Raw genomic sequence first — 25108 nt, 5'->3', positions numbered from 1 at the left:
CCGGCGCTTACTTGCTCAGTAATCGCATTCCCCGTTCCAGTCCTTCTATGGTGACCGGAAACATGCGGTTGCTCATGACCTGACGAATAACCGAAATAGACTGCCGGTATTGCCACAAGCCTTCCGGTTCGGGATTGAGCCAGATATATTTGGGAAATGTCGTTGCAAAACGTTGTAGCCAGACAGCACCAGCTTCTTCGTTGTTGTATTCGACTGAGCCGCCCGGTTGCAGAATTTCATACGGACTCATAGTGGCATCGCCAACGAAGATGAGCTTGGTATCCGGTGGATATTTGCGCAAAACATCCCAGGTCGGAAATTTTTCCGCATGACGGCGACGGTTATTTTTCCAAAGATAGTCGTACACGCAATTATGGAAATAGAAGAATTCCATATTTTTGAATTCGGTTTTTGCTGCTGAAAATAATTCTTCCGTTTGCTGTATGTGATCATCCATCGTGCCACCGACGTCCAGCAACATGAGCACTTTGATATTGTTTTTACGCTCGGGTTGCATCTTGATATCAAGATAACCGGCATTGTTGGCCGTTGCTTTGATGGTGGCGTCCAGCGCCAGTTCTTCCTCTGCACCCTGACGGGCGAATTTACGCAAGCGGCGCAGCGCGACTTTGATGTTGCGTGTGCCAAGTTCACGTTCAGCGTCGTAATCTTTGAATGCACGCTCCTCCCATACTTTGACGGCACTGCGGCTGCCACCCTTGCCGCCGATGCGTATTCCCTCGGGATTCGTGCCGCCATTACCGAAAGGAGAGGTGCCACCCGTGCCTATCCATTTACTGCCACCTTCATGCCGTTCTTTTTGTTCGTTCAGCAGCTCTTTGAGTCTGTCCATGAGTTTGTCGTAGCCAAACTTTTCGATCGCCGCTTTTTGCTCGTCGCTCAGTTCGCGTTCCAGTCGCTTGGTCAGCCAATTGAGAGGGATGTCAGGGCGTTGCTCAAAGATCGTGTCTATCCCCTTGAAATACATGCCGAACGCTTTATCGAATTTGTCGTAATGCGCTTCATCCTTCACCATGATCGTACGCGACAGGAAATAAAAATCGTCGAGTGACATGTTGATCAGACCTTTATCCAATGCTTCTAGCAGCATCAGAAATTCTTTGATCGAGACAGGAATTTTGGCGTCTTTTAACGTAAAGAAAAAATCAATCAGCACTTGTTTATCTCTCAGTATTTATTTTGCATATATTGCAAATTCTTTTTTAAGCCCGGCCATTCATTTTGCAGAATGCTGTACACAACCGTATCACGGATACGTCCGTCGGGTAATATCATGTGATTGCGCAAAACCCCGTCACGTTTGGCACCAAGCCGCTCGATCGCAGCTTGCGAACGTCGGTTAAACCAGTCGGTACGGAATTCTACCGCGATGCAGTTCAGCACTTCAAATGCATGGGTCAGCAGTAATAATTTACATTCCGTGTTGATTGCCGAGCGTTGCACCGATTGCGAATACCAGGTGTAACCGATCTCCAGCCGCTGGTGTTGGTGATCTATATTGCAAAAGCGGGTAGATCCTACAATTTTGCCTCCTGATTTCTCGCGGACGACAAACGGAATTGCCTTTTGCTGGGACTGCATGGTGAGCGCTGTATCAAGCCACTGTTGTGTTTGTTCCGGCGCGGGTACCGAAGTAAAGAATAGTTTCCACAGTTCACCATCGGCAGCCGCATTGCGGATATCCGCAATATGTGCCTGCTCTAAAGGCTCCAGACTGACGCTTGTTCCCTGCAAATGTAGTGGCTGACATTCCATACTGATTCCTCGCGGTAGTTATTTTTTAAGACTGTTGCACAAAAAGTCTGTGAATATCAGTAACAATAATGAAAAATTGGGTGAGTGAAGATGGTTTCACGGGTTATAATCTTCTATTCACTCAAAACAACAGCAATGCTTGCTAACGAAAATAAAAGCCGTTATACTGCAAAGCTGTATAGAATTTTGCGGCGTGGCATTTAATCAAATGTTTTGACCTCGTCGCTTTGACCACGTTTAGGAAATCTCATGGCAAATACCGCACAAGCACGCAAACGTGCTCGTCAAGCAGTAAAACAAAACGCACACAATTCCAGCCAACGCTCGACTCTGCGTACAGCAATCAAAGCTGTTCGTAAAGCAATCGAAGCTGGTGATAAAGCTGCTGCTGCAACAATTTTTCAAGCTTCCGTATCGACTATCGATCGCATCGCTGACAAGAAAATTATTCACAAGAACAAGGCAGCACGTCATAAAAGCCGCCTGGCTTCCGCTCTGAAAGCTTTAGCTTAATTGCTATTCTGCCTGCAGATAAGTGCAGGCAATTTCAGATGTAAAAAAAACCGCATTTTTTGCGGTTTTTTTGTTTTCTTCTTCAGATTTCATCAGATACACAGGTTTGTTGGGTACCTGATGCGAAATTGCTTAGCGCAGTGGCAGGCCTTCAATTTTGCTGCCTGGTTTAATATTTTTTTGTTTGAACCAACCCTGATTCATTTCCAGTGCGTAGCGCACCGTCTTTTTCGCACAGTGAGAGTCGGTCGTTTCTGGCTGCATATCTTCAATGTTGACGATTTTCCCTTCGCCGTCGATAAATGCGACAGACAATGGGATCAGTGTGTTTTTCATCCACATACAAACGCCGGCCGGAGCGCCAAAATCAAATACCATGCCTTCGTTGATCCCCATTTTGGTTCTCAGCATCAGACCCTGTTCCCGATCGGCATCACTGGCAGCCACTTCTGCTTGAATGACGTAAATGCCAGCAGAGAGTTGTTTGACAGGCAGTTTTCTTTCAGCATGAGCAAGAGGCATCAGCACGCTGAGTAGAACAATACTTGCCGCTTTCAGTTTGATATTCGGGAAAAGGTTCATCATGGTTGGAATCAGGTTGAAAAAAATAACAACAGGTATGCTACCGCAAATAAAAAAGGCAGGAATACATCCTGCCTTTTTTATTTGCGATCAGGTAATTAATTTGCAGTAATTACTTTGTCGCAGATGCGGATGCTGCAGCTTCTGCAGCAGCTTTTTTCGCTTTCTTCGTTTTTTTAACTTTTTTAGCTGGTTTAGCAACTTCAGCCGAAGCGGAAGCAGATGCCGGAGTGGAAGCTGCCGGTGCAGGGGCTTGTGCGAAAGCGGCTGAAGCAAACAGACCAGCAATCAGAGTGGCGATCAATTTTTTCATGTTAACTTCCTTTGCGTGAGTAATTTGGGAGGGTGATTCAATAGGAATCATCTGGATAACGCACTCAAACCCAGATAAGTTGACATGATATTGCAGCACATAGGGGAAATCGCAATTAATTGTGCTGCAAGGCAATAAAGCAACTCAAACGCCCACTTCTTGCCATTCTCCTGGCAATAAGGGATGTGTTTCTAATGAGAATCCTCCAATTGCAGTACGTATCAAGCGCAAAGTGGGAAGCCCGACTGCTGCCGTCATTCTTCGAACCTGGCGGTTTTTTCCTTCCGACAGAATAATGCACAGCCAACTGGTCGGAATATTGTTCCGGTGCCGAATTGGTGGCGTTCGTTCCCATAACCATTCAGGTGTTTGTACGTGCATGACAGTGCATGCCTGAGTCACAAAATCCCCCAGATCTAAAGGATTGCGCAAACGCTCCAGCGTTTCTTTATCAGGTATGCCTTCTACTTGCACCAGATAGGTTTTCGCTTGTTTGTGATCTGGATGACTGATGCGATTCTGAAGTTTGCCGTCATCTGTCAGTAAAATTAAGCCCTCACTATCTGCATCAAGACGTCCCGCCGGGTATATATTAGGGATGTGCAAATAGTCCGCCAGAGTTGGTCTGTCCGGATGAGCGGAAAACTGGCACATGACGTTGAATGGTTTGTTAAATAGGATGAGTTTCATGGCAATATGGTAACCGCAATTTTGTAAACAGATGGCATCCAGTAAAATACTAGTGCATAATACGAAATGAAGGTCTTGTGTCTTATAGAAGAGTTAATAGCGATATTGACCGCTATGTTAGCAAGCAAGGCATATTACGAGAAAAGCGTGACCCGCTTGATCGCCTAACTACGGAGAAAACGATGTATCAACATATTAAAGTACCTGCTGAAGGTAAAAAAATTACCGTCAATGCTGACTTTTCATTGAATGTTCCTGATAATCCTATCATTCCTTTTATCGAAGGCGATGGTACTGGTGTTGATATCAGCCCGGTCATGATCAAAGTCGTTGATGCGGCCGTAGCAAAAGCCTACGCAGGCAAACGCAAAATCAGCTGGATGGAAATCTATGCTGGTGAAAAATCCACGAAAGTATATGGCCCAGATGTCTGGTTGCCAGAAGAAACACTGAAAGTATTGAAAGACTACGTAGTTTCTATTAAAGGTCCATTGACAACGCCAGTTGGTGGCGGCATTCGCTCCCTGAACGTGGCTCTGCGTCAGGAACTTGATCTGTATGTCTGCCTGCGTCCTGTGCGTTATTTCAAAGGCGTACCATCCCCAGTACGTGAACCAGAAAAAACAGACATGGTGATCTTCCGTGAAAACTCTGAAGACATCTATGCCGGTATCGAATTCGCGCAAGGTTCCGATCAGGTTAAAAAATTGATTAAGTTCCTGCAAGACGAAATGGGCGTGAAAAAAATCCGCTTCCCTGAAACTTCAGGCATTGGTATCAAACCAGTTTCTATCGAAGGTACTGAGCGTCTGGTTCGCAAAGCGATTCAATACGCGATCGACAATGACAAGCCATCTGTGACTATCGTTCACAAAGGTAACATCATGAAGTTCACCGAAGGCGGCTTCCGTGACTGGGCTTATGCATTGGCGCAAAAAGAATTCGGAGCAGAACTGATCGATGGCGGCCCATGGTGCAAATTCAAAAATCCAAAAACAGGTAAAGAAATTACTGTTAAGGATTCGATTGCTGATGCATTCCTGCAGCAAATTTTGTTGCGTCCGAATGAGTACAGCGTTATTGCTACACTGAACCTGAACGGCGACTATATTTCTGATGCGCTGGCGGCTCAGGTTGGTGGTATCGGTATCGCTCCTGGTGCTAACTTGTCTGATTCAGTTGCTATGTTCGAGGCAACACACGGTACAGCACCTAAATACGCTGGTAAAGATTATGTGAACCCAGGTTCATTGATTTTGTCGGCTGAAATGATGTTGCGTCACATGGGTTGGACTGAAGCTGCTGATTTGTTGATTTCTTCAACAGAAAAAGCAATTACGGTGAAAAAAGTCACTTATGACTTTGCCCGTCTGATGGAAGGTGCGACTCAAGTATCTTGCTCAGGTTTCGGTGACGTTATGATTGAGAACATGTAATTCACATGTGAATGTCTCGTACAGAGTCTCAGAAAAGCCAGCAGAAATGCTGGCTTTTTTTATGTTTTTTGATATTTTTTTGTGTTACTGATTGATGTTGTTCAGTGCGTAGCGGATGAGATCTGCCTGACCTTCAATATTCAGCTTGCGCTTGATATTGAGTCTGTGGGTTTCGACCGTCCTGACACTTAAACCCAAATCCAGAGCAATATGTTTGTTCGATTTACCTGTCGCAATGCTGTTCAGAACACACTGTTCCCGCTGAGTCAGTATCTGTGTCGCGTTGTTTGTATTGTTTTGCTTGAGGCCTGAACTGAAATACACCCCGCCAGCCCTCACGGTTTCTATCGCGTTGATAATATCTTCTGCTGGTGCATCCTTCAGCACGTACGCGCGAGCACCTGCTTGTATCGCCTGGCTCACATACTCGGCCTTATCGTGCATAGAGAGCATGATGATCGCGATCTGTGGGTAATCCTGTGTGAATTTTGCGGTCAGATTGATGCCATTGGTACCGCCCAGATTAATGTCCATCAAAATCAGATCGGTTGCGTGAAGCGCCACCATTTTGAGCGCATCTGCTGCGTTACCAGCCTCGCCAACGATGTGAAAATGGGGAATGGTTTCCAGCCTGGCTCTTAATCCATCTCTGACCAGAGGGTGGTCGTCGACTAATAGCAGATTGATTGTCTTTTTATCTGTCATCATATTTCTCCATTCGGAATTTTTGCTATCACACTGGTGCCGCCTGCGCCTGAGAGTATATCCAGACTACCATTCACAGTGGCCATGCGCTCGTGCATATTACTGAGTCCTATCCCGCGTTTGGGGTGATTCTCTATGCCTTGAATATCAAAGCCGGTTCCGTCGTCTTCGATTGTCAAGGTGATGATTTCTCCACTCTCAACGAGTTGTATATCCACGTGACTGACGTTGTGCGCATGTTTATGGGTGTTGGTCAGCGCTTCCTGCGCAATCCTGAACAGAACTGTATTACTGATTTCTGACAATTTGCTGAAATTTCCTGTTGCCGTGACTCGTACCGGTAAGCCGCAGGCATTTTCAAATTCGCCAGCAAGATGTTCAAATGCTGCGACTAAGCCGAGATCATCCAGCATGGCAGGGCGCAGATCATGTGAAATTCTGCGTACTTCATTGAGCGCTTCATTGAGTTGTTGTGTTGCGCGGTGAAATGGCAATCTGCTTGTCTCCTGCGCCTTTTGGGTGTTATCCAGCTTTGCCAGGCCAGACTCTATCTGCAGCTTAATCGAGACCAGTAACTGACTTAATCCATCGTGTAAGTCACGTGATAAGCGGGCGCGCTCGTCCTCCTGAGAGCGAACGACACTCCTTGCCAGAACTTTCAGTTTGGCTTCGGCGATTCTGGATTCGCTGATATTCAACACCAAGCCCGACAGCGCAATCAATAGCGCACAAACCAGAGCGATGACGGCGATCCATATTAAGGTGCCACGTATATTCTTTTCTACCTGTACATCAATTTTATTCAGCGCTGCATCGACATCGTCGAGATAAATGCCGGTGCCAAGCATCCAACCCCAGCGATCAAGCAGAACGACGTATCCGAGTTTTGGCGCAATCTGACCGCTGGACGGCTTTTCCCACAAATAGCGTACCGCGCCACCACCGGCTTTGGCTTTGTTGATCAGATTCTGAATCGTAAAATTTCCTTGCGGATCCTTCAGGTGCCACAAATTTTGCCCCATCAGCTCTGGTTGCCGTGGGTGCATCAGATTATTGCCGTTCATGTCGTAAACGTAAAAATAGCCATCATCACCAAAATCTAAGGTGGATAGCATCTTCTTGGCATTTTCCTGATTTTGAACTATGTCCTTACCATTGTTGTAAAAATGCTGAATTGCTGCATTTCCCAGACTGACATAGTGCTTCAGCTCCGCCTCCTTACTTGCCAGATACGCTTGCTCGACCGTGTTTCGCTGTTGCTTTGCCAAATTTGTCGCCTGATAGAAAACTGCCGCAGAAATACCTGCAAGCGAAAGCAAAAGAGGGATGATGGCCAGCAATATAAATTTATAGCGAAGTTTCATTTCGTCGTTGCGTCTTATGGAATGGGCGGTCTGCTATCTTGTCTTTATACAGTTATTCCAGAAAAATAAAAAACCCCGCAAAAGCGGGGTTTTTCAGAAAGTCCTAAATCCGGAAATTAAGGATTTTGGATGTTAGAAGCTTGCTTGCCTTTAGGGCCTTGCGTGACTTCGAACGCTACTTTTTGACCTTCTTTCAGTGTCTTAAAGCCGTTCATTTGGATTGCGGAAAAGTGGGCGAACAAATCCTCACCACCGTCGTCCGGAGTGATAAAGCCGAAGCCTTTGGAATCATTGAACCACTTGACGGTACCTGTTGCCATAATGCGTCTTTCAAATAAAAACTAATCACACGAGCCGTAAAAGCAAGAAACCTGACGATATGCCAGCCCCCCCTAAACTTGCCCACTTCATATTGACTAATTACTACTAATGCAGTCAATAAATGTCATTCTTGGCGGAAAAAAAACTAAAGTCAAGAAACTTTTATTTACTTGTATCCTATTGTTGTATTTTTAAGTAATGTCGGCAAATTCCTTTATACATTTAAGTGAAATGCCTGCTTTTCACTTAAAACTTGATCTGTGAGAAATGATCACCATCTGTGAGTTTGTCCGAAAGCAGGTAACATCTGTTCAGAGCAGAAATAAGGTAGTTTTACCTGTTTATTATTTGCCTTTGGAACGAATCAACGTACTAGAATAGACGCATGGGAAACAAGCAAGAAAACGGTACGATACTGGAGCGGCAGACACAACAGCTCAAACCGCCTTCAATGTATCAGGTAATATTATTGAACGACGACTATACCCCTATGGAATTCGTGGTGGTGGTCGTTCAGGAATACTTTCATAAAGACCGCGAGACGGCGATGCAGATCATGCTCAAAGTACATAGAGACGGTAAAGGAATTTGTGGCGTATATTCGAAAGATATTGCACTGACTAAAGTGGAACTCGTTTTGACACACGCTCGTAAGGCAGGACACCCCCTGCAATGTGTGATGGAGGAAGTATGATTGCGCAAGAATTAGAAGTCAGTTTGCATATGGCCTTTGTTGAGGCCAGACAAGCTCGTTATGAGTTCATCACAGTCGAGCATTTATTGCTGGCTCTGCTGGATAATCCTTCGGCAGCCGAGGTGATGCGCGCATGCGCGGTCAATATCGATGACTTACGCAAAACCCTGAGTAACTTCATCACTGATAACACGCCGACCGTGCCTGGCACGACAGAGGTTGATACGCAGCCGACCCTGGGTTTCCAGCGCGTGATTCAACGTGCGATCATGCATGTGCAGTCGTCGTCAAATGGCAAAAAAGAAGTCACCGGTGCGAATGTGCTGGTTGCTATTTTTGGCGAGAAAGACTCGCATGCCGTCTATTACCTGCATCAGCAAGGTGTCACCCGTCTGGATGTAGTGAATTTTATTTCTCATGGCGTCCGTAAAGATAATCTGAACGAGCCGCAAAAATCTCCTGAAGGTGGTGATGAGGGGCAGGCAGATGCGCAGGCGAAAGAAAATCCACTGGATCAGTTCACCCAAAATCTGAACAAGTCGGCAGCGGATGGCAAGATTGATCCCTTGATCGGGCGCGACAGTGAAGTCGAACGCGTGATACAGATTCTGTGCCGTCGTCGTAAAAACAACCCCTTACTGGTCGGTGAGGCGGGGGTCGGAAAAACAGCGATTGCCGAAGGCCTGGCGTTACGTATCGTCAAATCAGAAGTACCGGATATCTTACAAAATGCAGTGGTGTATTCACTCGATATGGGCGCATTACTGGCCGGAACGAAATATCGCGGTGATTTTGAGCAGCGTCTCAAAGGTGTGCTTAAACAGTTGAAAGAGACACCGAACGGCATTTTATTTATCGATGAGATTCATACCATTATCGGTGCCGGTTCGGCATCGGGTGGAACGCTGGACGCATCCAATCTGTTGAAACCGGCTTTGTCGAGTGGTCAACTGAAATGCATCGGTGCGACAACCTACACCGAATATCGCGGTGTATTTGAAAAAGATCATGCACTGTCACGCCGCTTCCAGAAAATTGATGTGAATGAGCCGACGGTTGAGCAAACTGTGCAGATTCTGCGCGGCCTGAAATCGAAGTTTGAAGAACATCACAATGTGAAGTATTCAGCGTCGGCATTGACGACAGCCGCGGAATTGTCTGCTCGCTTTATCAATGACCGCCATTTGCCGGATAAGGCGATTGATGTGATTGATGAGGCCGGTGCCGCGCAACGCATTCTGCCAAAATCGAAGCAAAAGAAAACGATAGGCAAAGCAGACATTGAGGAAATTATTTCCAAGATAGCCCGCATTCCGCCGCAAACTGTCAATCAGGATGATCGCAGCAAATTGCAGACCATCGATCGCGATCTGAAAAATGTCGTGTTTGGTCAGGAGCCTGCGATTGAAGCGCTGGCTTCCGCAATCAAAATGGCTCGTGCCGGTTTGGGTAAAACAGACAAGCCTATCGGTTCCTTCTTGTTTTCAGGTCCGACCGGTGTCGGTAAAACTGAGGTCGCGAAACAGCTTGCCTTCACTTTAGGTATAGAACTGATTCGTTTCGACATGTCGGAATACATGGAGCGTCATGCGGTCAGTCGTTTGATCGGTGCGCCGCCGGGGTATGTCGGTTTTGATCAGGGTGGCTTGCTGACGGAGGCGATTAACAAGAAGCCGCATGCAGTGTTGCTGCTGGATGAGATAGAAAAAGCGCACCCTGATGTCTTCAATATTCTGTTGCAAGTCATGGATCATGGTACGCTGACGGATAACAATGGCCGCAAAGCGGATTTCCGTAACGTGATCATTATCATGACCACGAATGCCGGTGCCGAGAGCTTGCAGAAACGCTCGATTGGCTTTAATGACAGTCGTGAAGCCGGTGATGAAATGGCGGATATCAAGCGCATGTTCACGCCAGAATTCCGCAATCGTCTTGACTCGATCATCAGTTTCCGTGCCTTGGATGAAGAAATTATTCTGCGCGTGGTTGATAAGTTCCTGATGCAACTGGAAGAACAATTGCATGAGAAAAAAGTGGAAGCGACTTTCACTGATCACTTGCGTAAGTTCCTCGCGAAGAAAGGTTTTGATCCATTGATGGGTGCACGTCCTATGGCTCGCCTGATTCAGGACATGATCCGCAAAGCACTGGCCGATGAGCTGTTGTTTGGTCGTCTGGTGTCTGGCGGGCGCGTCGTGGTCGATCTCGATGATAAGGATCAGATTACACTGGACTTCAGCGAAGGTGATGCGACGCCGCCAGAGGCTTCGCAGGAAATCGTTGAAGTGGAATAAATAAAAAAGTGCACAGTGATCGTACTGATCGCTGTGTGTATAACTGATGTGCGGTGTTCACACTCGGGAGATCATAATGGGTAGTTTTGTCGTACCATTGTATGTGTTGGATTACACAACTAAAACGATTAATGCTGTATTGTCGCCAGCTGCACTGGAAGGCAAAGAAGTAGAGGTCGATGTATATGACCGGCGTGACGCAGGGAAAAAATATACGGCAATCGGTCGCCGGATTAAAGGTGAAGATGACACATTTCTGATCTGTGTCACTTTGGATTCCGGGCCACATGAAGACTCCTGGAATTACACCTTACTGCGCGAATCCGCAGGTCGTAGCCGCAAAATGAAAAAATAAAAACCGGAGCTTGCTCCGGTTTTTATTTGCTCTGCCGCCGAGGGCAGGGACGCTGTTGATGTTGTTTACACGTTCAAAGCTTCGTATTTACCCATTTATATACTCCCGGGAGTATATTTCAGAGCCCTTATTTCCTGCGGGGATAAAGGCGAAAATATAAAAAACAGGGGGGAGTATATTTATTTCTGGCGTCCTGTTGCTTAATGTTTGCCGGTACTGCCAAAACCGCCGTCACCGCGTTCGCTGCCGCCAAACTCTTCCACGATGTTAAATCCGACCTGCACCACAGGAACGATAATTAATTGCGCCAGCCTATCCATAGGATTCAACGTGAACGCACTATGTCCACGATTCCAGGTCGAGACCATCAGCTGACCTTGATAGTCAGAGTCGATCAATCCCACCAGATTTCCCAGTACGATGCCATTTTTATGGCCCATGCCGCTGCGTGGCAGAATCATTGCGGCATAAGCCGGGTCCGCGATATGGATCGCCAGCCCGGTCGGAATCAATACTGTTTCACCCGGTTGTATCGTGACAGACTCGTCCAGACAGGCGCGTAAGTCCAGCCCTGCGCTGCCCGGTGTGCCATAACTCGGCAGCAAGTCTTTCATGCGGGGATCAAGAATTTTGAGATCGATATTTTTCATAAAAACTCAGAAAAAGAAAATGTAAGTGAGGCGAACAGTTTGTTTAATTAATGTGGCAAGCGTCGCGCGATTTCAGCCAGCAACTGAATTGCCAGCGTTTGCTTGTCAGCACGTGGCAGCGCGGTGTGACCGTGCTCGTCAAATAAGACAAGTTCATTGTCGTCTTTGCCGAACGTGTGGTGACCGATGTTGCCCACCAACAGCGGTATATTTTTCTTGATACGTTTCGCGGCACCGTATTCCAGCAGATTTTCTGACTCTGCTGCAAAGCCGACGCAGTAAGGCGCGCCGGGCATCGCGGCAACGGTGGCCAGAATGTCCGGGTTTTGTGCAAACACCAGTTGTGGCGTGTCATCGTGCTGCGTTTTTTTCAGTTTGTGCTCACTTGCATTGGCAACGCGCCAATCGGCCACGGCCGCGACGGCAACAAAAATATCCTGCTTGTGTTGTGCGAGGCTTTTCAGCACGGCATCATGCATTTGCAGCGCGGTCTGTACGTGGATGCGGCGCACGCCATGCGGCGCTTCGAGAGCGGTCGGGCCTGATATCAAGGTCACATGTGCACCGGCTTCCCAGGCAGCAAGCGCAATCGCGTAACCCATTTTTCCGGAAGATAAATTGGTGATGCCACGCACCGGGTCGATAGGTTCGAAGGTTGGGCCTGCTGTGATGAGCAGGTGCTTACCAGCCAGTATTTTCGGCTGGAATGCCGCGATGATTTCCGTGAGTAATTGCTCAGGCTCCAGCATGCGTCCCATGCCGGTCTCGCCACAAGCCTGGTCGCCTGCAGCGGGCCCCAGAACCTGTATGCCGTCCTCTTCAATCTGAGCGACGTTACGTTGTGTCGCCGCGTTTTGCCACATCTCGACATTCATTGCCGGGGCGATCAGTAAAGGAACGTGACGAGGCCGGGCTATGCACAGCGTGGACAGCAAATCGTCACACGCACCATGGGCGAGCTTGAACATGAAATCGGTGCTGCAGGGGGCAATGATGATCGCGTCGGCATCGCGCGTCAGATCAATATGCGGCATATTGTTATGAATGCGCGCATCCCACTGATCGGTAAACACGGTATTGCCTGACAAGGCTTGCATCGTCACAGGTGTGATGAACTGTGTTGCGGCCTGCGTCATCACGACTTGTACATGAGCGCCTGCTTTACCTAATGCCCTTGTTAATTCAGCGACCTTGTAGCAGGCGACGCCACCGGTCATGCCAAGCACAATTTTTTTTCCAGCCAGTCGCAGACCCATGTTCAGCACTCCTTATTTTTTGACGCGACGCAATTCATCCAGAATGAACAGGGCTGCGCCGACCACAATCGCGCTATCGGCAATATTGAAAGCTGGGAAGTGATAAATCTCCTGGTAATGGAAATCCAGAAAATCAATCACATGACCATACAACAGGCGGTCAATCACATTTCCCAGCGCACCGCCCATAATCATCGCCAGTGCAGCACAAAACAGTTTTTGCGTTGAGTGACGTTTCAGAAGATAGGTAATGTACGCCGCTGCAATCAGCCCTATCGCGGTAAAGAAGTAGCGTTGCCAGCCAGATTCCGCAGCCAGAAAGCTGAACGCCGCGCCTTTGTTATAGACCAGCGTCAGATTAAAAAACGAGGTAATGCTCAGCGATTCAGCATACGCGAATAATTTGGTGATGGTGATTTTACTGACCTGATCAAACAGAATAATGATCGTCGCCAGGCCCAGCCAGGGTATCAGGGAGGAACCTGAAGTAGCTGAGCCAGCAGAGAAATTCGAACGTTTTTTGGTAGCCATGGATAGTCTGAAAAGAAGAGAATGGGCGTAACCTTACCTGAAAGCAGGCGATATCAGAAAATTAAAGCAGTTTCATTTGCCGACTTACGCAACATCGCCGCGCTCGCACGATGGCGCGTTGTCACATCAGGTGTGACGCCTGCGTCACCATGCATCGCCGGAACAATTTTGCGTCTGTCCTTCATTTAAACAAGACGGGCAGATGATGTTCAAACCCATCTTGTTTCTCTGTATTGAAAATTACGCGAAACGACGCGTTTCACCGGCACCAAACAAATTGCTGACGCAGCGGCCACACAAGCCAGGGTGTTCTGGATTGCTGCCAACGTCAGCACGATAATGCCAGCAACGCTCGCATTTTTCATATTTGGACGGCGTCACGACGACTGTTTCTTCTGCCTCTGTCGCGACTTGCTCAACTGTGGCAGCAGAGGTGATCAGGGTAAATTTCAAATCGTCTTCCAGACTACTCAGTACCGCAAATTTGTCGCCTGCAGCTTTGATTGCGACTTCTGCTTGCAATGACGAGCCGATCGCACCAGATACACGTACTTCTTCCAGTTGTTTGGTCACATCCGTACGCACTGCACGCAAGGTATTGAATTTGCCGAGCAAGGCTGCAGCATCGGCGATTTCCGGTAACTGGTAATAGGTTTGTGTGAAGATGGTTTCGTCGCTGTCTTTGTAGGCATCGGCTGCGGCAAAGAATTGCCATGCTTCTTCCGCAGTGAACGACAGCATCGGTGCCATCAGACGCAGCAACGATTGCGTGATATGCCAGATCGCTGTCTGTGCGGAACGACGCGCATGCGACGTTGTACCGCTGGTGTACAGACGATCTTTCAGAATGTCGAGGTAGAAACCACCGAGGTCTTCTGAGCAGAATGACTGCAATTTGCTGACCACAGGGTGAAATTCAAACGCATCAAAATGTGCCAGGATATCTTTCTGCAACGCTGCCATATTGGCGATTGCGTAGCGGTCGATTTCCAGCAGATCATTGATCGCGACTGCATCTTTTACGGCATCAAAATCCGACGTATTCGCCAGCAAGAAGCGCAAGGTATTGCGGATGCGGCGATAGGCTTCCGTCACACGTTTCAGGATTTCGTCAGAAATCGACAGTTCACCGGAATAATCAGACGACGCGACCCACAGGCGCAGGATGTCTGCACCGAGTGTGTCGGATATTTTTTGCGGTGCTAAGGTATTGCCCAAAGATTTGGACATTTTTTTACCTTCGCCATCGACAGTAAAACCGTGTGTCAGCAAGGCTTTGTAAGGCGCACGTCCATCCAGCATGGATGCAGTCAACAACGAGGAGTGGAACCAGCCGCGATGCTGATCCGAACCTTCGAGGTACAGGTCAGCAGGGAATTGCAATTGCTCTTTATGTGAACCACGTAAGACAGTTTGATGCGTTACGCCGGAATCAAACCAGACATCCAGCGTGTCGCGGTTTTTGACGTACATATCTGCTTCGTCGCCAAGCAAATCAGCGACTTCGATTTTTTGCCAGGCTTCGATACCTTCTTTTTCCATGCGCAGTGCGACCTGTTCCAGCAATTCTGGCGTGCGTGGATGCAGCTGGCCGGTTTCCTTATGCAGGAAGAACGCCATAGGCACGCCCCATTGACGCTGACGTGACAAGGTCCAGTCAGGGCGGTTGGCGATCATGCCATGTAAACGGGCCTTACCCCACGCGGGGAAGAATGCTGTTTCATCGATGGCTTTCAATGCGGTTTGACGCAGGCTGTCGCCGCCCGCTGCGGGCGTATTGTCCATGCTGGCAAACCATTGGGACGTGGCGCGATAGATGATCGGCGTTTTATGACGCCAGCAATGCATGTAGCTATGGTCAAACATTTTCAGCGAGAACAATGTGCCCGCTTCTTTCAGTTTTTCGCAGATAGGCTTGGACGCTTCCCAGATTGTCATACCAGCGAAGAAAGGCAGACTGGACGCGAATCTGCCATCACCCATCACAGGAGCGATGATGTCGTCGTCTTTCATGCCATGCGCTTTGCATGACTGGAAATCTTCTATACCGTAGGCTGGTGCAGAGTGAACCACGCCGGTACCGGTTTCGGTACTGACGTAATCACCCAGATAGACCGGAGAAAAACGGTCATAGCCCGCATCCATTGCCGCCAGCGGATGTTTAAATTTAATTTCGGATAAATCTGCACCCAGACAGGTGGCGACGATTTCGCAAGTCAGTCCGTAGTTAGTCAGGCAGGCTTCGACCAGGTCTTTTGCCAGGATCAGTAGGACGTCCTCACCGTCGCGCTGGGTCTTGACCAGTGCGTAAGTGATTTCCGGATGCATGTTCAATGCCTGGTTCGACGGGATGGTCCACGGTGTTGTGGTCCAGATCACGCAATAGCCTTTATCCAGTGGCAGCTTATCCAGTTTGAAGGCTGCAGCCAGTTTGTCGTTTTCTTCAGCCCCTGCAAACGGGAAACCGACATCGATGGATGGATCGCGTTTGTTTTCGTATTCGACTTCAGCTTCAGCCAGTGCAGAGCCGCAGTCAAAACACCAGTTGACTGGCTTCAGGCCGCGATAGACATAGCCTTTTTCCAGCAATTTGCCGAGCGCACGCAATTCATCGGCTTCATTGCCAAAGGCCATGGTCTTGTAGGGATTATCCCATTCACCCAGAACACCCAGCCGGATAAAGCCAGCCTTTTGTTTTTCTATCTGTTCATTCGCATATACACGCGCCTTGGCATGTACTTCGGCCACTGGCAGGTTTTTGCCAAACAGCTTTTCGACCTGAATTTCAATCGGCATACCGTGGCAATCCCAGCCAGGTACATAAGGAGCATCAAAGCCAGCCATAGTGCGGGCTTTGATGATCATGTCTTTCAATATCTTGTTGACGGCGTGACCCAGATGGATATCGCCATTGGCGTATGGTGGGCCGTCATGCAGGATGAATTTTGGACGACCGGCAGCAGCCTTGCGCACACGTTCATAGATTTTTTTGTCCTGCCATTCCTTGACCCATTTAGGTTCTCGCTTGGCGAGGTCGCCACGCATAGGGAAGGCGGTTTCGGTCATGTTGACCGGATATTTATTGGCAGATTTAGCCGCTTTGTTTTCAGACATGATGAATTTTCTTGTAAAGAGAGAGGGAGAAGAAAAACCGTGCGGTGTTTCTTCAAATTCGGTCAGTAGCGTTACTGGCGGGTATGCGTGTCGTTACTCCGAAATAAGCACGCGCCTGATCGGCGTCACGCTGAATCGCGGCTGTCAGCGTTTCCAGATCACTATATTTCTCTTCGTCACGCAGTTTCTGTAAAAACTCGATCTGTACGATGTTGCCGTAAGCATTGCCGCTGTAGTCGAACACATGCGTCTCCAACAGCACGCGGCCACTATCATCCACAGTCGGACGCACGCCCAGACTGGCGACGGCAGGCAGCGGCTGATCGGCGAGGCCATGCACTTGCACAATAAAGATACCGGTCAGGGCAGGGCGATGATGCGCGATGCGTAAATTCAGCGTCGGAAAGCCGATGGTACGGCCAAGTTTTTGCCCGTGTATCACATGACCAGAAATACGGTAAGGGTGGCCCAGCAATGCCTGGGCTTCGTCAAAGTCACCTTGCACCAACGCAGCACGGACGGCCGAGGAGGAAATTCTGACGCCTTTATTTTGCACCGAAGCTAAAGTCACGACCTCAAAGCCGTGGATTTTGCCTGCAGCTTCCAGCATCGCGATACTGCCGGCGCGTTTGGCACCGAAGCAGAAGTCTTCACCCACCATCAGCCATTTCACGTGCAAACCTTCGACCAGCACTTTTTCTATAAAGTCCTGCGGCGACAGTGAGGCAAAATGGGCATTGAAATGTTCGACGATCACGCGATCGACATTGGCGTTTTGTAGCGAAGTCAGGTTGTCACGCAGATTGGCAATTCGTGCAGGTGCTTTCGATAAATCGCCAGCAAGTTTGGCAAAGAATGCGCGGGGATGTGGTTCAAACGTCATCACTGCAGCCTCGATACCGAGACGGTCAGCGGCGTCGCGCAGGTGGGCAAGCAAAGTCTGATGACCAAGATGTACCCCATCAAAGTTACCTATCGCCAATGCACAAGCGGCACGGGAGGCTGCATTCGGAAGTCCGCGAAATACCTTCATTGTGTCCAGAAAACTGCTGCAAAGCGGTAGATTATAAATGCTTTCGCTCATAGCAGCCGTGTAAAACGCGAATTCCGGATGGATTCCGTGCGTTTCTGGACGCTTTCTTTGCATTCATCGCACATATTTCTCTAACGCTCATATTGATTCTTGCCTTGCAACGGCTGCTTGCGATGGAGGTGGGGCACGGAGGCTTTGTCCAATTTTAGTGGTGATGTGACCAGGTGACGTCGTTTGAACTCAGGTAAGAATCGACCGCCTCTTTGTTACCGGTTGCGTGCTTCATGACTTCGCCGCAGGTGCAGATGCCCTGATAGGGTTGTATGTGCGAGCAGGCGGAGACTTTTTGCAAAAATACCTGAACAGATTTACTGCATTTTTTACATTTGAAGGTCAGGATGCGGGCTGGTTTATTCATGATGGTGAGTTGTTGTGCGTACGAAATCAAAGTTAAGAATGATGCTTGTTAATGACTGATGGTGATTTACCGATGCAGAATTACCGACGTGTGATGACGATGTCACGGTTTATTTTAATTTCAGACGCCACAATGAAGTCACTTCTTTGACCCTTGCCGCATGCAAGGAGTCGCTGCTGTCGGTGGATTTAGGGTGACGTGGCTTGATATCCATTTTGCCTGCGACAACGAGATCGGCAGCTGTTATCCAGTCCCATAGGTCAGTCTGGGTGCGTAAGCCCAGATGTTCGGCAAAATCGGACATGATCAGCCAGGCTTCGCCATTGGCTTCCAGATGGTTGGCAACACCGGCCAGAAAGCCACGCAACATGCGGCTTTCCGGATCATAGATGGCGTGTTCGATAGCGGAATTCGGACGTGCTGGCAACCACGGCGGGTTACAGACAATTAATGGAGATTTACCGGCAGGGAATAAATCTGTCTGTTGCAATTCGACTTGTGTTGTTAGCCCAAGCCGCTCGAAATTGTCGCTGGCGCAACACAGGGCGCGCGGATCGAGGTCGGTCGCGACAATTTTTCTGATACCACGTTTTGCCAACAATGCCGAGACGACCCCGGTACCGGTGCCGATATCGAATGCCAGTTCGGTCGAGGGCAAAGGCGCTTTTGCCAACAGATCGAGATATTCACCGCGTACCGGAGAAAACACGCCGTAATGCGGTTGGATTTTTGCGCCCAGTGGCGCAATGTCCACGCCATTTTTACGCCATTCATGGGCGCCGATGATGCCGAGTAATTCACGTAATGAAGTAATAAACGCTCCGTCTGATGCGCCATAGGCTTCAGTGCAGGCAGTAACAACATCTGGCGCACGGCGCAGGGGAATGCGGTAATCCGCCTCGAATGGAATCAATACCATGGCCAGCACCCGCGCGCGCTGGGATTGCGCCTGGCGGTGCAAATGGAAGGCGTCGGCGGCAGTCGCTGCCACTTTTGTTTTTTTAGCTGCGGGTTTCTTGTCGATGCGACGGGCGAGCGCCTGTAATAATTGTTTGGCATTCTGAAAATCGCCGCGCCACAACAAGGCGGTTCCCTCGCACGCCAGCTTGTAGGCGACTTCTGTACTCATGCGGTCATCGGCGATCTGCACCCGCTTTGGTGGCGGTGTGCCATTCTCAGCATGCCAGCGACAACTGCGTATTTCGTCGTTTTCTGTCCATTGCAATTGTATAGAAGGTAAATTCATGCTGAGCCTGTTCTTTTTTGAATAGTGATGTTGCGCGCTGGGTCGCGTGCCGGGGGCGCGATTGTACCTGAGCCGGCAGTGTAGCAAACAAAGTGTCGCCTTCAGTGTATTCTCGTCAACAACGTAAGAGTGATGCGACCGCACGGAAGCTGGATACGGCGATACTGTCGGTAGTTTTTATTGGGGGGGAGTATATTTTAATGACCCCTATTTTAATGGGACAATCAGCCTGTTTTTAAAGATACTCCCTCCCAGTATATGGAAACAGAAATAAGGAGATTGCAGGCAGCCTTGCGAAGCATTTGGCATGTTCAACGTCAATCTCTGCATGAGGCTGTGTTGACATAGCAAAAGAAAGAATAAAAAAAGCCGCTGCCATCATCTCGACGGCAGCGGCTTTTTTTATGTAATGAATGCTATTTTTTAATGTCCGACGATGCTTGCGTCGGGGACGATAAACTGACCGTATCGCCAGTCGGTAAGCCTTGTGATTGCCAGCGATCAAATTCTGCGCGAACTGCTTTTAAAGTCTGCTGACTGATGTCTGGCAGGCTGCCGCCAAGGATATCGGCGGCTTCTTTGAAGCCCTTTTCTACGGCATCGCGAATTTTCTGCAATTTCGCCGGATCGCCACCGATGGCGGCTTTGGCAAAGGTCAGAATGCGCTCTGCGGTTTTTTGTGCACTGAACTCACCGCCGTCGGCAATCGCTGCCTGCGCCGCCTTGATGTCGTCGGCCGACGCAGTGATTTTTTGTTCGCCGCTGACAACTTTGGATAATTGTAAACCTTGCTGCTGCACTGCAGATTTAATTAAATCCGTGATTTGTTGCGCCTTGCGATTGGCTTCTTCGACTGCAGCGGCTACATCCGAGCTTGAGGATGTCTTGGTTCTCGGATCTGCATAGACCGGCGAGTCTTTTGCGGCGGAACTGGAATCGAGGCTGACTTTGTCGCTCGCGACGGCATTGCTGGCATTCTCGCCATTACTATCTGCTCGTTTGACGGTCGTTGATGGTTTTGCAGATACTGTCGGCGTACTTGTGTTGACGCCCGATACACTCAGATCCATTTTGCGCTCCTCAGAATAAGTTCAGAGACGAATACCTCTGTCTTTGCTTAACGACAGAAAACGCCGTTTCTATAACTTTCTTGTGACTTATTTTTAAGCAACTTTGTGCTGTGTCAACGTGGATCGTCTCCGTATTACCTCTTGCGCATGGAAGCTCACGTTTCCCCGATTGCTAAGGTGTTTGTTGTGACCAGATGGTGGAGTCTTGCCAAAACTAGTCCTGGATCAAGGAAGTGTCTTGCCGGACAGGGTAAGATGCAACTAAGGCATTGAAACGGTGGCGACGATGGCAAAAAAGTTTCCTGTGCAACCCAAGAATCCTGAGCGTATCTGCTGGGGTTGTGATGAGTACTGCCCAGCCGATGCTATGCGTTGCGGAAATGGTGCCGATCGCACTGCACATCTTGCTGAATTATTTGGCGACGACTGGCAGGCGTGGGAACCGAAGGTGGTGATCGAGATTGTTCCTGTGGACAAGATCGATAACCCCGATGCCACTGTGAATACCGATATCCACACACGCGTTTAACAATAACAATAGCAATAAAAATAGCACTAGCTGGTATTGCTCACATTTTTGAGGTTACATTCCGCCCCATGCTGCATTGATCGCCGCGATGGCCGCCAGACCGGCAGTTTCTGTGCGTAGAATTCGTGGTCCCATTGACAATGCGATTACACCTTGTCTGGTCGCCATGTCTTCTTCCTCTTCAGTAAATCCGCCCTCAGGACCTATCAGTAAGCTGACCGCCTGCGGAGCGCGATGTTTTGTCCATTCGGCCAGCGATTGATCGGCACGCGGGGAAAGCATGATCCGTTGATGTATATCCTGTTGCCCCAGCCATTTTCCCAGATCCAGCGGTGCCGAAAGATGCGCAAGTCGATTACGACCGGATTGCTCGGCAGCGGCGACGATGATGCCTTCCCAGTGACTGAGTTTTTTTTCTGCCCGTTCTGCCGACAAGCGCACGACGCAGCGTTGTGAAGCGAGCGGTTGAATCGACGAGATTCCTAACTCCATCGCTTTTTCTATGATCCAATCCATCTTGCTGCCTTCCGGTAAGGCTTGCGCCAGCGTCAGGCTGTAAGGCAGTTCAACTTCTTCGGGTAAAAATACTTTCAGTTCTGCACTTGCCCTTTTCTTCGCGATATCGGCGATGCTGGCAACATAGCAGCCGCCCTCGCCGTTAAACAGTTGTATGGTGTCTCCGGTTTGCAGACGTAAAACAAAAACATGATGTGCTACCGTTTCCGGCAAATCAATCACGCTACCAATGGAAAGAGGCGCAGGGCAGAAAAAACGTGGCATAACTTTAAAGACCGATTGAGTTCATTAATATGTCAGAGAGGCTGCATTGAGTAAGCCCATGCTCAGACTGATAGCGCCAAGAAAAATACCTGAGGCGACTTTATTTTCCGGTATGTCCAGGACTAGTCCGGGTAACATGACTCTGGCAGCGAAATACGCTAACAGTTGTACTAGTAAAGCAATACAACCCCAGATCAGCATATCTTGCAGATTCACACTATTGGCAATTGCTGATGCGAGGGCGATGCTATAACCAAGCATTGAACCGGATAAACTGGCGGCGGCAGCCATGTTACCAGAGCGTATCAGCGTGATTTCTTTGTAAGGGGTTATCCTGATATAAATTGTGACAAATAGCAGCAATAAAATAATGGATGAAATAAAGTGGCTGATAAATGCGGGCAGGGCGTAAGTCAGTAAATGTTCGCTCATGGTGTCAGTCGATAAAGTAGTGAGGGATGAAACGGCTGGTGTTTTTGGTGATTAATGTTTCGTCTTCCCGGATGCCTATACCGGCGGCTTCATCACCGACGACCCATGCGCCTATGGAGGTATAAGCGGGTGTGATGCCGTCGTCAAATTTTGGTTGCGGCGCATATGCCTGATAGACATACCCCTCCGCACCATATTCCCCGGTAGTATGTAGAACTTCACCGTCGGCGTAAATCGAGATATTTTCACCTTCACGTGAATACAAAGGTTTTTTGACGTGATTGCCGCTGATGCGCCATGCATCAAAATAGGCGGGCAGCAGATTTGGGTGATGCGGAAACAGTTCCCACAAAACTGGCAAAATGGCTTTGTTCGACAAAATCATTTTCCAGGCGGGCTCAATGATGGTCATTGGGCGGGTTAGTAAGTGCGCTGCAAATTCTTCACGACACAGCCATTCCCAAGGATAAAGTTTAAATAAATTCTGGATGCTGATATCAGCGTCATCCACAAATACACCTTGTTTCTGATCCCAGCCCAACTGCTCAATTGCACATTGTTTCGTTGCAAAACCCGCCTGGATAGCGGTGTCACGAAGATAGGAAAGGTTACCTTCATCCTCTTCATTTTCCGCTGCACAGGTGAAGTGGAGTAAGCCTTTGCCGGAGAATTTTTTCCATTGAGTAATCAGTTTTTCATGTAAAGAGTTGAACTGGTCTGCATCAGGAAAGACATCTTGCAACCAGTACCATTGCGCGACACTGGATTCGACCAGCCCGGTGGGAGTGTCTGCGTTGTACTCCAGCATCTTAGGTGCGCCGGAACCATCCCAGCTCAGGTCAAACCGGCCATAAAGTGAAAACTCCTTTTCACGCCAGCTTTCTTCAACGAGCGACCAGAATTGCGCCGGAATCGCGAAACGATCTTGCATGCCGTGCCGCATAACATGATCCACCGCTTGCAGCGACATCTGATGTAAATCCAGTGTTGCCTGCTCCAGTACGTCGATTTGTTCAGAGTTAAAGCAGTAGGCATAGCGTTCGTCCCAATACAAACCATCAATCGAGTGATAGCTGAACCCCAGACTATCAAATTGTTGTTGCCAGCCTGCTCTTGGCGTCAGTGAGGTGCGTATCATTATCCGCCTCCTGAGTGACCATGAGCCGTTCCACCGAAGCCGCCACGACTGACGCCGCGGCTTACACTTCGCCCCACTGCGTGATCAGGTTGTGCACCTTGCGAGTTGTGTACGCCGAAATTTCGTTGCGCTGTTTCGCGGTTTCCCGGTGTGTAGTGAGGGCCGTAATATGTACCATAACCCATACTATGATAGCCACCCGCGGAACCTCCACCCGTATAGTGCGCTGCGCTTGAGCCTGTGTCGCTGATGTGGTTCAGGTTAGTGTTTGTTGTCTCTTCACATGCGTTTCTTTCGCGCCAGTCTTTGCGACAATCTTCAAGGCTTTGATATTGATCGCGAATGGTTGTTAATTCCTGTGGACGATTGTCACTGCATGCCGTCAGACTGGCCGACGTTGCCAGTAATAAAGGTAATGCATGGCCGACTCTTTTTTTACGGGGTGGCTTTCTTATTCCTGCGCTCACTTTTTCTCCTGTTTCAGCTCGTGGTTGGCATCAGTTTGCGCATGAAATTTGGCAATACAAACAGCGCATGATGTACTTCATCATTGTAATATTTTAGCAATTTAAGTTGGCGGTGTTCGATTCTTTGCTTTACCGTTGACGCGCCCAGTGCTGTTGGATCGATACTCTTGCTCGCAATTGCCATTCCCCATAATGCCCCGTATAAAGGTATGAACACTGAATAAGGTCTCACGACCGGAAAGCTGACGAACAGTTTTCGTAAGGTGTCGCAATAACGTTGTGGGTGGTAGTAGGGGCTGCCGAGATGCATCACCAACATGCCGTTATCTTTCAATTTAGCCGCGCATGTTTGAAAGAATTCTTCCGTAATACAAGTCGCCGCGAGTGTGCTGCCATCAGGTGCCTGTGGGTCGGTGAGGTCGAGGAAAATCAAATCATACAGTTCGCCGCATTCTCGTATGTAAGTAAAACCGTCTGCGTGAATGTGTCTGACCTTGACGTGATCAAGACTTCCCTGATGAATTTCAGGCAAATACTCTCTCGATATGCTGACGACAGCGGGGTCAATTTCACATAGGGTCAACGTTTCCAGGCTGGGATGTTTTAGCAGCTCTCTGCATGAACCACCGTCGCCGCCACCGATAATCAGTGCAGTTCTGGGGGCTGGGTGCGTAATCGCAGCCGGATGGATGAGGCTCTCATGATAAAAAAATTCATCTTTTTCAGAAGTCATCATTGCGCCGTCAATCCGCATGAGTTTACCGAAGTCGGCGCTATCAGCGATTTCTATCTGTTGAAACTGACTGCGGGTTTGCAGTAATGGTGTGGTTCGTGTGCTGTAAAAAGTGGATGAACTTAGTCGCTCAGTTGAAAGTGTCTCTGTTCCTGATGTTGCCGAGGTCATTTGTCCGCGGGTAATCTGCTGGCGAGATACTGTATCCGGTTGAAAATGTCGTATCAGGCTATCGACGATGTATCTGGCTTTTTCGGAGTTGTCCTGATGGAAGTTGCAGACATAGACATCAAGCGTCACGGCATTTTTTTCCGGCCAGGTGTGAATGGCGACGTGCGATTCGGCCAGTAATAAAGTCCCGGTCACGCCGGCTGCACCGCCATCTGGATTGCTGAATGAGTGATATTTTTGTCCGACGATGGTCAGTCCTGCTTCTATTGTTATCTTTGTCAGTAATTTGCTTAATTGTTCCTGACACAGAAAAAACTCGGTATCTGCTTTGCAATCAAAGCAATCGGCGGTCAGATGTAAGCCTTCCATGGTTTCAGCGTGTAATGTAAAAGTCGCAATTGTATTGTGTGACGCCGTGCTCTGGTAAAATAACGGGCTTTGCAGAGCCTTGAATGTCGTTTATTCAAAGACGCTCGCTAACATGCTCACTGACC

Annotated in this window: 28 protein-coding genes; 6 read left to right on the top strand and 22 right to left on the bottom strand. The window is 48.8% G+C overall.

What is annotated here, in order from left to right; genetic code table 11:
* Positions 1–7: 7 nt before the first annotated feature.
* Both Undi14_RS05050 and Undi14_RS05045 read right to left on the bottom strand, forming a co-directional pair.
* Positions 8–1177 carry a VWA domain-containing protein gene (locus Undi14_RS05050; protein ID WP_200178431.1) on the bottom strand — a complete coding sequence of 390 codons (1170 nt, stop codon included), beginning with the start codon at positions 1175–1177 and terminating at the stop codon, positions 8–10.
* 11 nt (positions 1178–1188) lie between these two features.
* Positions 1189–1782 (bottom strand): GNAT family N-acetyltransferase, encoded by a 594-nt coding sequence (locus Undi14_RS05045; protein ID WP_370589913.1) that lies wholly within the window; start codon positions 1780–1782, stop codon positions 1189–1191.
* Positions 1783–2025: 243 nt separating this feature from the next.
* Between Undi14_RS05045 and rpsT the strand changes: the two genes are divergently transcribed.
* Positions 2026–2289 carry a 30S ribosomal protein S20 gene (rpsT, locus tag Undi14_RS05040; protein WP_186883248.1) on the top strand — a complete coding sequence of 88 codons (264 nt, stop codon included), beginning with the start codon at positions 2026–2028 and terminating at the stop codon, positions 2287–2289.
* Between the two features lie 132 nt (positions 2290–2421).
* Here the strand turns inward: rpsT and Undi14_RS05035 are convergent, their stop codons facing one another.
* The 3 genes from Undi14_RS05035 to Undi14_RS05025 form a co-directional block, all read right to left on the bottom strand.
* Entirely contained in the window at positions 2422–2811 is a 390-nt protein-coding gene (locus Undi14_RS05035; RefSeq protein WP_223826993.1) for a DUF192 domain-containing protein, read from the bottom strand.
* A gap of 172 nt (positions 2812–2983) precedes the next feature.
* Entirely contained in the window at positions 2984–3184 is a 201-nt protein-coding gene (locus tag Undi14_RS05030) for a hypothetical protein (protein ID WP_186896672.1), read from the bottom strand.
* Positions 3185–3328: 144 nt separating this feature from the next.
* Positions 3329–3874 carry a pseudouridine synthase gene (locus Undi14_RS05025; RefSeq protein ID WP_190479569.1) on the bottom strand — a complete coding sequence of 182 codons (546 nt, stop codon included), beginning with the start codon at positions 3872–3874 and terminating at the stop codon, positions 3329–3331.
* 182 nt (positions 3875–4056) lie between these two features.
* Here Undi14_RS05025 and icd point away from each other — a divergent pair, with 182 nt between their 5' ends.
* Positions 4057–5310 (top strand): NADP-dependent isocitrate dehydrogenase, encoded by a 1254-nt coding sequence (gene icd, locus Undi14_RS05020; RefSeq protein ID WP_200178426.1) that lies wholly within the window; start codon positions 4057–4059, stop codon positions 5308–5310.
* A gap of 84 nt (positions 5311–5394) precedes the next feature.
* Here icd and Undi14_RS05015 read toward each other — a convergent pair whose 3' ends face one another.
* The 3 genes from Undi14_RS05015 to Undi14_RS05005 form a co-directional block, all read right to left on the bottom strand.
* Positions 5395–6015 carry a response regulator transcription factor gene (locus Undi14_RS05015; RefSeq protein WP_200179203.1) on the bottom strand — a complete coding sequence of 207 codons (621 nt, stop codon included), beginning with the start codon at positions 6013–6015 and terminating at the stop codon, positions 5395–5397.
* Positions 6015–7379 (bottom strand): cache domain-containing protein, encoded by a 1365-nt coding sequence (locus tag Undi14_RS05010; protein WP_200178421.1) that lies wholly within the window; start codon positions 7377–7379, stop codon positions 6015–6017. The genes Undi14_RS05015 and Undi14_RS05010 overlap by 1 nt, the downstream gene beginning before the upstream one ends.
* 116 nt (positions 7380–7495) lie before the next feature.
* Entirely contained in the window at positions 7496–7699 is a 204-nt protein-coding gene (locus Undi14_RS05005) for a cold-shock protein (RefSeq protein ID WP_186883254.1), read from the bottom strand.
* A 386-nt stretch (positions 7700–8085) separates the two neighbouring features.
* On the opposite strand from Undi14_RS05005, the gene clpS reads away from it, so the two are divergent.
* The 3 genes from clpS to Undi14_RS04990 all read left to right on the top strand — a co-directional run bounded on the left by clpS (position 8086) and on the right by Undi14_RS04990 (position 11046).
* On the top strand, positions 8086–8394 hold the full coding sequence (clpS, locus tag Undi14_RS05000) for an ATP-dependent Clp protease adapter ClpS (RefSeq protein WP_200178418.1): 309 nt from the start codon (positions 8086–8088) through the stop codon (positions 8392–8394).
* Positions 8391–10691, top strand: a complete 2301-nt coding sequence (clpA, locus tag Undi14_RS04995) for an ATP-dependent Clp protease ATP-binding subunit ClpA (RefSeq protein WP_186896669.1) — start codon at positions 8391–8393, stop codon at positions 10689–10691. The genes clpS and clpA overlap by 4 nt, the downstream gene beginning before the upstream one ends.
* A 76-nt stretch (positions 10692–10767) precedes the next feature.
* A complete protein-coding gene (locus Undi14_RS04990; RefSeq protein WP_186883257.1) occupies positions 10768–11046 on the top strand; it encodes a hypothetical protein in 279 nt (92 codons plus the stop codon).
* A gap of 200 nt (positions 11047–11246) precedes the next feature.
* Here the strand turns inward: Undi14_RS04990 and dut are convergent, their stop codons facing one another.
* The 9 genes from dut to Undi14_RS04950 all read right to left on the bottom strand — a co-directional run bounded on the left by dut (position 11247) and on the right by Undi14_RS04950 (position 20364).
* Positions 11247–11696 (bottom strand): dUTP diphosphatase, encoded by a 450-nt coding sequence (gene dut / locus Undi14_RS04985; protein ID WP_200178417.1) that lies wholly within the window; start codon positions 11694–11696, stop codon positions 11247–11249.
* 47 nt (positions 11697–11743) lie between these two features.
* The gene (gene coaBC, locus Undi14_RS04980) at positions 11744–12946 is read right to left on the bottom strand and encodes a bifunctional phosphopantothenoylcysteine decarboxylase/phosphopantothenate--cysteine ligase CoaBC (RefSeq protein ID WP_200179202.1); all 1203 of its coding nucleotides are present in this window, start codon (positions 12944–12946) and stop codon (positions 11744–11746) included.
* Between the two features lie 18 nt (positions 12947–12964).
* Entirely contained in the window at positions 12965–13483 is a 519-nt protein-coding gene (gene lspA / locus Undi14_RS04975) for a signal peptidase II (RefSeq protein ID WP_200178416.1), read from the bottom strand.
* A 53-nt stretch (positions 13484–13536) separates the two neighbouring features.
* A complete protein-coding gene (locus tag Undi14_RS18380) occupies positions 13537–13668 on the bottom strand; it encodes a hypothetical protein (RefSeq protein ID WP_255520370.1) in 132 nt (43 codons plus the stop codon).
* A 55-nt stretch (positions 13669–13723) separates the two neighbouring features.
* Entirely contained in the window at positions 13724–16597 is a 2874-nt protein-coding gene (gene ileS / locus Undi14_RS04970; protein WP_200178414.1) for an isoleucine--tRNA ligase, read from the bottom strand.
* 52 nt (positions 16598–16649) lie between these two features.
* The gene (locus Undi14_RS04965) at positions 16650–17630 is read right to left on the bottom strand and encodes a bifunctional riboflavin kinase/FAD synthetase (protein WP_200178410.1); all 981 of its coding nucleotides are present in this window, start codon (positions 17628–17630) and stop codon (positions 16650–16652) included.
* Between the two features lie 205 nt (positions 17631–17835).
* Complete coding sequence (locus Undi14_RS04960; RefSeq protein ID WP_200178408.1) at positions 17836–18048, bottom strand: hypothetical protein; 213 nt, start codon at positions 18046–18048, stop codon at positions 17836–17838.
* Between the two features lie 109 nt (positions 18049–18157).
* On the bottom strand, positions 18158–19294 hold the full coding sequence (locus tag Undi14_RS04955) for a class I SAM-dependent methyltransferase (RefSeq protein WP_200178406.1): 1137 nt from the start codon (positions 19292–19294) through the stop codon (positions 18158–18160).
* A gap of 416 nt (positions 19295–19710) precedes the next feature.
* On the bottom strand, positions 19711–20364 hold the full coding sequence (locus tag Undi14_RS04950) for a DUF5610 domain-containing protein (RefSeq protein WP_234030428.1): 654 nt from the start codon (positions 20362–20364) through the stop codon (positions 19711–19713).
* A 286-nt stretch (positions 20365–20650) separates the two neighbouring features.
* Between Undi14_RS04950 and Undi14_RS04945 the strand changes: the two genes are divergently transcribed.
* Complete coding sequence (locus Undi14_RS04945) at positions 20651–20893, top strand: DUF3079 domain-containing protein (protein ID WP_200178405.1); 243 nt, start codon at positions 20651–20653, stop codon at positions 20891–20893.
* Positions 20894–20947: 54 nt separating this feature from the next.
* Here Undi14_RS04945 and Undi14_RS04940 read toward each other — a convergent pair whose 3' ends face one another.
* Genes Undi14_RS04940 through speE form a run of 5 tightly spaced genes read right to left on the bottom strand, consistent with a single transcriptional unit; the run spans position 20948 to position 24983 of the window.
* Positions 20948–21673 (bottom strand): 16S rRNA (uracil(1498)-N(3))-methyltransferase, encoded by a 726-nt coding sequence (locus Undi14_RS04940; RefSeq protein WP_200178404.1) that lies wholly within the window; start codon positions 21671–21673, stop codon positions 20948–20950.
* Between the two features lie 24 nt (positions 21674–21697).
* Positions 21698–22105, bottom strand: a complete 408-nt coding sequence (locus tag Undi14_RS04935) for a DUF350 domain-containing protein (protein WP_200178402.1) — start codon at positions 22103–22105, stop codon at positions 21698–21700.
* Between the two features lie 4 nt (positions 22106–22109).
* A complete protein-coding gene (locus tag Undi14_RS04930; RefSeq protein ID WP_200178400.1) occupies positions 22110–23243 on the bottom strand; it encodes a glutathionylspermidine synthase family protein in 1134 nt (377 codons plus the stop codon).
* Positions 23243–23710, bottom strand: a complete 468-nt coding sequence (locus Undi14_RS04925; RefSeq protein WP_200178394.1) for a hypothetical protein — start codon at positions 23708–23710, stop codon at positions 23243–23245. The genes Undi14_RS04930 and Undi14_RS04925 overlap by 1 nt, the downstream gene beginning before the upstream one ends.
* A 13-nt stretch (positions 23711–23723) precedes the next feature.
* Complete coding sequence (gene speE / locus Undi14_RS04920; RefSeq protein WP_200178393.1) at positions 23724–24983, bottom strand: polyamine aminopropyltransferase; 1260 nt, start codon at positions 24981–24983, stop codon at positions 23724–23726.
* Between the last annotated feature and the right edge of the window lie 125 nt (positions 24984–25108).

Origin of the sequence: Undibacterium sp. 14-3-2, assembly GCF_016595265.1 — a bacterium.
Classification (GTDB): domain Bacteria; phylum Pseudomonadota; class Gammaproteobacteria; order Burkholderiales; family Burkholderiaceae_D; genus Undibacterium; species Undibacterium aquatile.
The sequence above is the reverse complement of the archived record's forward strand: the minus strand, read 5'-3'. Positions and strand labels throughout refer to the sequence as shown.